The sequence below is a fragment of the Zavarzinia sp. genome (assembly GCF_041650655.1).
Lineage (GTDB): Bacteria > Pseudomonadota > Alphaproteobacteria > Zavarziniales > Zavarziniaceae > Zavarzinia.
Map to the genome: position 1 here is coordinate 1 of NZ_JBAZKR010000134.1, position 9,141 is coordinate 9,141.

The 9,141-nt window shown below is 66.6% G+C and carries 1 protein-coding gene; it reads left to right on the forward strand.

From position 1 onward, the window contains the following. Positions 1-9,141 (forward strand): FG-GAP-like repeat-containing protein (locus WC493_RS20175; protein ID WP_373067889.1); only part of this gene is annotated, 9,141 nt, incomplete at both ends.

The following is a 9,141-nucleotide window of genomic DNA, read 5'->3' on the forward strand; positions in this document are numbered from 1 at the left end:
TCGCCATCGCCGAAGGCAATGTGCTGGTCGTGATCAACCAGGCCGGCGCCGGATTCACCACAAGGCTGTCGGCGGCGCCGCTGGCGGCGGTTTCTGTCTCACGCAGCTTCGATGTCATCGGCCCGGTGGCGACGGGCGACCCCTGGACCGTGACCCTTACGGTGGATGGCGTCGCGGTTACCGTGAGTGCGACTGCCGGCGCCAGTGTGGCTGGCTTGGTCCTGGATTTGAAGAACCAGATCGACGCGCTGGCAGGCTTCAAGGCTGGCTCCATTGGCACGACGCTGACCATCTCCACCGAGGGCGCGAATGCCGGCAAGGCATTTTCGCTGACCAGCACGGCGCCGAGCGGATCCATCGTCGAGAAGGCCGCGACCACCGGCCGCGAACTGGTACTGTTCGGGCCGGCGGTGATCGGTGACCTATGGTCCGTGACGCTGACCGCCGAGGGCGTGACCCAGACCGTCACCCGGCCTGTGACTTTCGACCTGGCGACGCTGGCCACCGATCTCGCGACCCAGATCAATCTGGTGACCGGATTCACCGGACTGTTCAACGGCACCACGGTCATCGTCTCGACCGCCGGCCCGAACTTCGGCAAGGGATTCTCGGTCTCCTACGCGGTGACGCGGGCCTTCGCCAATACGCCTGCCGGCAACGCTACGAGCAGCACCATCGGCCTTGGACGCGGCGTTCCGGTGGAGGGTGAAACCTGGCGCGTCACGATCGGCGCAACCCCGTACAACCATGTCGTCACGGCCGGTCAGACCCTGGCCCAGGTTGCCGCCGCGCTGGCCAAGACAATCACCGACACCTCCGGCGTCGATGCCGCCGCCCGCGGCGAGACCATCGTGGTGCTGGGCACGGCCACCTTCAGTATCCCGGTTCGCGTCAACGGCGCCGGCAGCGCGGCCGCCTACGACGGCGGCACCGTGGTGATCAGCGGCACCCCGGTTGCCGGCGACAGGCTGACGGTGAACCTCGGCAGCAGCACCCACGTCCATGTGATGCGCGAGACCGTGCCGCTGGCTGAAATCGCCGCGGGCCTCGCCGCACGGATCAACGCCGCGAGCAACGGCTTCACTGCTTTGGTCGAGGGCGACACCCTGGTCGTCGTCGACACCAACGCCAGCGGCGCGGCCATGTCCTTCCAGATCAGTTCCGCCGGAACGATCTCCGGCAGCGTCACCAAGACCGTGACCGGCAGCACGACGCGTTTCGCCCTGGTCGGGACTTCGCGCATCGGCGAGACCTGGCGCGTGACGATCGGCGGTACGAACCACGACTATGTGGTCGAGTCGCCGGCGGTCATCGCCGCGATCCTCGCCGCGGACATCAATGCCAACGCCAACCTGGTCCGCGCCGCGCTGACCACTGCGGCCCCGGTGGCGGGCGAATTGTGGACGGTCAGCGTCGATCTGGCCGGCAACCTGGCGACCGCAGCCTACTCGGCGCTGGCCGGAGATAGCCTCGCCGATGTCATCGCCGGCCTGGCCAAGGCCCTCAACGCCCTGGCCGGAACGCAATTCAGCGCCAAGCTCGGCGGCGCCGACTTGCTGCTGGTAAATCGCACCGCGGCGCTGCCGACAGTGGCTTTCACCCGTGGCACGACAAACCTGACGCCGGTGGTTACGAGCGACGCCAACTTCGTCGCCGCCGCCGAAGGCACCAAGCTGGTCATCGTCCCGCTCACCGGCAGCTTCACCGGCGCGAGCACCACAGTGACGCCGCGCAACACCCTGAGTTCGGCCAATGCGGCGGCTGCGACGGTGGCCCCGAGCGCCACGCCGGTCGTCGGCGAAACCTGGACGGTCACCATCGGTGGTGCGAAATACAGCCATGTGGTGCAGAGCGTGAATGGTCTGACGCAAACCGTGGCCCAGATCGCCACCGCGATCGCCGAGAAGATCAATACCGGCGTGGTCAGGGGCTATGCCGCCTTCGTCGATGGCAACGTGCTGTTCATCGCCCGCGCCGACAATGCTGTGATTGCACCGACATTCGATGTCGTACCCGCCGCGCGCATCGATGTCGATGCCGCGACGCCGACCAGCCGCGTGGTGAACTTCGGCGCGCAAGGCACCACGATCGCCGATCAGACCTGGTATGTGCAGATCGGCACCGCCGGCGGCGTCTTTGCCTACGGCTACAAGATACTTGCCGGGGACGACCTTGCCGATGTCAGCAATGGGCTGGCGCTGGTCATCAACGCCCACACCGCAGGCGGCTTCAAGGCGATCGCGCGCAACCTGACGGGCGGGCCGACTTCCTACGAACTGTTCATCGTCGATGCCGCCGGCCGCGCCTTCACGGCGAGCTTCCAGATCGGCCTGGCCGACGGCACCGTCGGCGGCGGCGCGGTACTGCTGGCGCCGGCCCCGGCGGCGATGCTGGAACTATCCGGCACGGCAGCCGTCGGCGAAACCTGGAGCGTGGCGCTGACGTTCGGCGGCATCACCCGCAGCTATGGCCATCAGGTCGTGGCCGGCGACTTCTTCAATCCTCCGGTCTTCCCGGCCACGCTGCCGACGCTGCGGACACCGACCGAGGTCGCCTCGGCGCTGGCAAGCCTGATTGCCGCAGCCATCAACGAGGACCTGGACGCCGGTTTCAGCGCGGTGACCGAGGGCGCCAAACTGATCATCACCAACCGCCTGGGCATCAGCTTCACGGCGCAGGGCGTGCTGCTGCCGACGCTGCGCCCGGCCGGCTCGGTTGATCTGCTGCACGGCACGGATGCGGCAGGCAACGAACTTCTGCCGGCAATCGACATGCAGCTTGCCGGCACCCCGGTGACGGGCGCTATCTGGAACCTCCGGCTCAAGGTCGGCGGCAATGAATACAGCTTCGACTACGCGGTCACCACGGGCCAGAGCCTGCAGGCCATCGCCGCCGGATTCGCCGCCCTGGTGAACGCCGCGGCGCTGCCCGCCGGTTCGCCGCTGGCCGGGGTCGCGGCGCAGGCGACAGCGACCGGCAGTACCCTCGTCATCGCCGACCTGGGCGGACGTGCGCTGGCGTCGTCGGTATCCCTGGTCACCGTCGCCGCTGCCGCAATCGATGGCGGCAGCGCCACCACCACGCTGGTCGATCTGATCGGCACGCCGGTGGCCGGCGAACTCTGGCGCCTGCGGATAGACAACGCGCTCGACGACGAACATCTGCGCTACGGCATCACGATTGCCGGTACGCCGCAGACCCTGAGCGAGCTTGCCAGCGCCTTCGCCGCGCTGATCAACGCCGACGATCCGGCCGCCGCCCGTTACACGGTGCTCGTCGCCGACGCCCGGATCATCATCGTCGATCGCGATGGCGGCCCCTTCGACATCCGCCTTGAAGCCGGCAAGGTCACTCGCGCCGAAGGCTATGCCGATGTCGAACTCGATTACAGCCTGCCGGCCGTGGATACCGATGCCAGCGACGGCATCGACGACGTCACCACCCGCCTGCGCGCGCTCTATGGCTCCGACGATATCGTGGTCACCGAAGCGCGCAATGCCGGCGACGTCACCTACACCATCAGCTTCGTGCGCGAACAGGCGGGTATCGACAAGCAGCAGATCCGCTGGACCGAGACCGCCCAGACTACCGGCCTGGTGCCAAGCCCGAATGCGTCCGTGGATGTGCGCATCGCCACGCTGCGCAACGGCGCGACGGTGAACGCCGGAATCAACAACCTGCAGACGGTTACCGTAAATCCGAATGTTACCGGCGGCAGCTTCACGCTGTCCTTCCGCATCGAGAACGAGCGCGGCGTGCTGGAAGTGTTCAAGACCGGGGCTATCGCCTACAACGCCACCGCCCTCGACGTGTTCAAGGCGCTGAGCCCGATCCTGAATCCGGACGGAGCGACCATGGACATCGATCCCGATTTCGATTTCGCCACCCGCACGCCGTCACGGCCCTATACCGACAACTTCGCGGTGCGCAAGGTCGGCAATGTCTTCCTCATCACCTTCCAGGGTGCCCATCGTTATCTGGCGATCCACGACATCGACACGCGCCTGCTCACCACCCAGGAAACGGCGGGTGCGGACGAGCATGAGGCGCTGATCACGAGCGTCGCTTTGGGCCGCACCGAGGGCTTTGCCGAGCTCGATCCGAAAGCACCGCGCGCCACCACGGTTGACCTCAACGGCCAGACTACCGGCACGGCGAAGGTCTGGAGCGTCACGGTTTCGCTGCGCGGCGTGTCCAGCACCCATGCCTACACCGCCGCATCCGGCGACAGCCAGACCGCCATCGCGGCCCAGCTTGCCGCCTCCATCAATGCCAGCGCCGCGGACGTGTTCACCGCGGTGAACGACGGCGGCGTACTGGTCATCGTCAATCGCGACGGCGGCGTATTCAAGACCAGCTTCACGGTGGCTGGCGTAAATATCGGGGTTGCCGCCATCGACCGCTCGACGCCGACCGAGGCAGCGGTGAATCTGACCGGCAAGCCGGCGACGGGCGAGGTCTGGCAGATCGCGCTCAGCGACGGCGCGACGACGCCGACCGTGCATGGCTACACGGTGGCCGCCGGCAATACGCTGGAAACCATCGCTGCCGGCATTGCCGCAGCGATCAACGGCGGCGCCCATGCCGAATTCGCCGCCGTTGCCGAAGGCAGCACGGTGCTGATCGTGCGCCGCGACGGCACCCTCTTCGCGGCCACGCCGCGGATCGCCGCCGCCGGCCAGCCGCAGCTCGGCCAGAGCTGGGCGGTGACGCTGCAAAGCGCGACCAGCGGTCCCTTGTCCTTCAGCCATACGGTGGTCGCGGCGGATGCCACCCACGCGACAGTCGCGCGCGCCCTGGCCGACCAGATCAATCTGCTGGGCCTGCCCGAGTTCCGCGCGACGGACGAGGACGGCGTCTTGCACATCGAGAATATCGCCGGCAATGTCTTCACCACCGGCTACTCGGTGGATGCCGTGGCACGGCCGAATGATGTCGAAGCCGGCACAGCCCTCATTGCCACCCGGGTCGATGGCATCAACTACTACGAAATCGAGACCCTTGGCATCGAGCTCGGCGCGGGCGACGACGTACTGAACGTGCAAGGCACCACGGCCGTCACCAACATCGACAGCAACGGCGGCGATGACCGCATCCATGTTTCCTCTGCCGCCGCGGCGAGCCTGGACAGCAGCATCGGCCTGCTGGCCGGCCACCTGCACCACATCAATGGCGCGCTGAATATCGACGCCGGCACCGGCAGCAATCAGTTGATGGTCAGCGGCGAGTCGAGCACGCTCACCAATAGCGACATCGTGATCAGCGACGTCCTCATTGCCGGCGAGCCAGCGAATGCCGAAATCGCCGTACGCGGCCTTGCGGGCGGCGACAACGCCTACGGCTGGGTCGACCTGGCCCAGGCCACGATTACTTATCGTGCCGACGCCGCCGGTAGCTTCGCCAATGGCGTGACGCTGTGGAGCGGGTTCGGCGCCGATACCGTCTGGATCGACGGTACGCTGGATCGCGCCGGCGTTCGCTCCATCACCACACTGAACACCGGCCTGGGCGATGACACGGTATATGTGAATCTGCAGGCCAGCGAGGCCAACGGCCCCGATACCACCGACGGCATCCTGGTCCTCAACACGCAGGGCCCGTGGAACGACTACCCGACGATCACGGACAACGATACGGTGCTGGGAACCGCCACCGGCGCGGCAAACCCGCTTGCGGGAATCGATGTCGTCGCCATGGGCACACCGAGCTTCGCCGACCTGGATAACGACGGCGACAAGGATGTGGTGGTGGGTGCGATCGACGGCACGCTGCGCTACTTCCGCAACACCGGCACGGCCGCGGCGCCGGTCTATGTCGAACTCACGGCCGCCGCCAACCCCTTCGATGGCATCGATGTCGGCGACCTGAGCGTGCCGAGCCTTGCCGACCTGGATGGCGATGGCGATCTGGACGTAGTCGTGGGCGGCAATGACGGCATGCTGCGCTACTTCCGCAACACCGGCACGGCTTCGGCACCAGCCTATGCCGAGCTGACCGGCGTGTCCAACCCGTTCAATGGGATCGACGCCGGCATCCAGAGCACGCCGAGCTTTGTCGACCTTGATAACGACGGCGACCGGGATCTGGTGGTAGGCGAGTTCTTCGGCTCGCTCAAGTATTTCCAGAATACCGGAACCCCTGCGGCGCCCGTGTATGTCGAGCGTACCGGCGCGCTCAATCCATTCGATGGCTTGGATGTCGGCAATGCGGGCAAGCCGAGCTTCGTCGATCTCGATGGAGATGGCGATCTGGATGCGGTGGTCGGCGAGAGCGGCGGCACGCTGAAGTACTTCCAGAACACCGGCACAGCCGCGGCGCCGGTCTACGCCGAGCTGATCGGCGCGGCCAACCCGTTGAATGTCGTCAGTGTCGGCGTCCAGAGCGCGCCGAGCTTGGCCGACCTGGACAATGACGGCGACCTGGATCTGGTAGTGGGCGAGAGCTTCGGCAGGCTGAAGTACTTCGAGAACACGGGCACGACTGCGACGCCCGCTTACCTCGAACTGGTCGGCGCCTTCGCCTCGACGCTGCCGCTGGTGGTGTTCGGCGGCCAGGGTGACGACACCATCACTGGCGGTTCCGCCAACGACATCCTGTTCGGCGACCGCGGCCGCATGGTGAGCTTCGAGTACCTCGACGGACTGCCGACCGCCACCATCGTCGAACAGCAGGGCGGCGGCGGTCCGGGAGACCTGGCCGACGGCATGATCCGCCATCCCGATCAGATCTTCAGCGTCGATCTGGCGGTCGGCGGCAACGACACGATTCATGGTCTGGAAGGCGCCAACGTTGTCGTAGGCGGATTTGGCGTCGATACGATCGAGACCGGGGCGGGAACCGACGTCATCCTCGGTGACAACGGCTTCCTTGAATACACGACTACCACCAGCAATGTCGTCAGCTACGTCGCCGCCAGCAACCAGATCACGGTCGAGACGGGCGACCTCGACGCGGCACTGGTGCAACTGGGCGTTGCAACGCTGGCCGATCTGGTCGGCATGGGTTTCGAGGTCACGCTGGCGACCAACGGCACGGCGCTCGGCCAGGCGCCGCTGATTACGGGCGTTGCGGCCGGCGGCACGGTGGGCACGACGGTCCTGACGCTGGATGCAGCATTCAACCTCGGCACCGGCTCTGCCGCGGACATCCTTGGCTACCTGATCTCGTCGGCGACCAACGCCGGCCTGGTGGTGGCGCTCACCGAAGCGGGCACCACCGACACGATCTCAGCGACCGGCGCGGGCGATTTCATCACCACCGGCGACGGCGTCAATATCGTGCTCGCCGGCGTTGGCGGCGACACAATCACGGGCGGCAGCGTGGCCGATCTGGTGATTGGCGACAACGGCCAGTTCAACTGGGACAGCACGGGGCTGCTGACGTCGTTCAGCAGTACCGACACCAACCCGTTCAATGGCATCGATGTCGGCGCCGACAGCACGCCGGCCTTTGCCGACCTCGACCGCGACGGCGACCTCGACCTGGCAATCGGCGCGGTCGACGGCACGCTCAGTTACTTCGAAAACATCGGCACGACGACGGCGCCGGTGTATGTCGCACGCAGCGGCGCGGCCAACCCCTTCGACGGCCTGAATGTCGGCGCTGACGCGACGCCGAGCCTGGCCGACCTGGACGGCGACGGCGATCTCGATGCGGTGATCGGCGCCGCCGACGGCACGCTGCACTACATCGAGAACACCGGCACGGCAACGGCACCGGTGTATGTCCTGCGCAGCGGCATGGACAACCCCTTCGATGGCGCAATAGTCGGCGCTGGCAGCACGCCGAGCGTGGCCGATATCGACGGCGACGGCGACCTCGATGCGGTCGTGGGCGCGGCCGACGGCAGCTTCAGCTACTACGAGAACACCGGCACGGCGGCGGCACCGGTCTATGTCCTGCAAAGCGGTGCGGACAACCCCTTCGATGCCGTGAATATCGGCGCTGGTGGTACGGCGAATCTGGCCGATGTCGACGGTGACGGCGACCTGGATGCGCTCGTGGGCAGCAGCGACGGCACGCTCAGGTACTACGAGAACACCGGCACGGCCACGGCACCGGTTTATGTCGAACGTACCGGCGCAGCCAATCCGTATGACGGCCTCGATGTCGGCGCCCAAAGCACGCCGATCCTTGCCGATCTGGATGGCGACGGCGATCTGGACCTGGCGTCGGGCGAGAGCGGCGGCACGCTCAAGTATTACCCGACGACCGACCCGGTGATAGGCGGCGATGACATCATCACCCTGGGCGAAGGCGACAACATCGCGCTGGGCGGCTTCGGCAACGACACCATCACCACCGGTAGCGGCGCCGACATCATCCTCGGCGACAACGGCGCGGTGAGCTACATCCCGGGCACTACCCAACTGCTGCAGGCCACTTCCACCGACCTGGTGAATGGAACGGGCGGCATCGACACCATCATCACCGGCGACGGCAACAACCTGATCCTGGCCGGCGTCGGCGCCGACAACGTGACGGCGGGCGCGGGCCTTGATCTGGTGATGGGCGACAACGGCGAGTTCAACTGGGGCGCCACCACCGGTCTGCTGGAATCCTTTATGAGCACCGATCCGATTCTGGGCGGCAATGACGTGATCCTGGTGGGCGAGGGCGACAACATCGTGGTCGGCGGCTTCGGCAGCGACACGATTACCTCCGGTTCCGGTACCGACATCCTCCTCGGCGACAACGGCGCGGTGAGCTACACGCCGGGAACCACGAACCTGCTGCAGGCGGTCTCGACCGATCCGGTCAATGCAACCGGCGGCAACGACACCATCATCGGCGGCGATGGCGAAAACCCGCTCGGAGGCGTTGTTGTCGGCGCGGGCAGCACGCCGAGCTTTGCCGATATCGACGGCGACGGCGATCTGGATGCGATCATGGGTGCGGCCGACGGTACGCTCAGTTACTTCGAAAACACCGGCACGGCGGCGGCACCGGTCTATGTCGAAACTACCGGCGCGGCCAATCCGCTGGCCGCCGTGAATGTCGGCGCTGACAGTACGGCAAGCTTTGCCGACATCGACGGCGACGGCGATCTGGATGCGATCGTGGGTGCGGCCGACGGTACGCTCAGTTACTTCGAGAACACCGGCACGGCGGCGGCGCCGGTCTATGTTCAGAGTGCCGGCG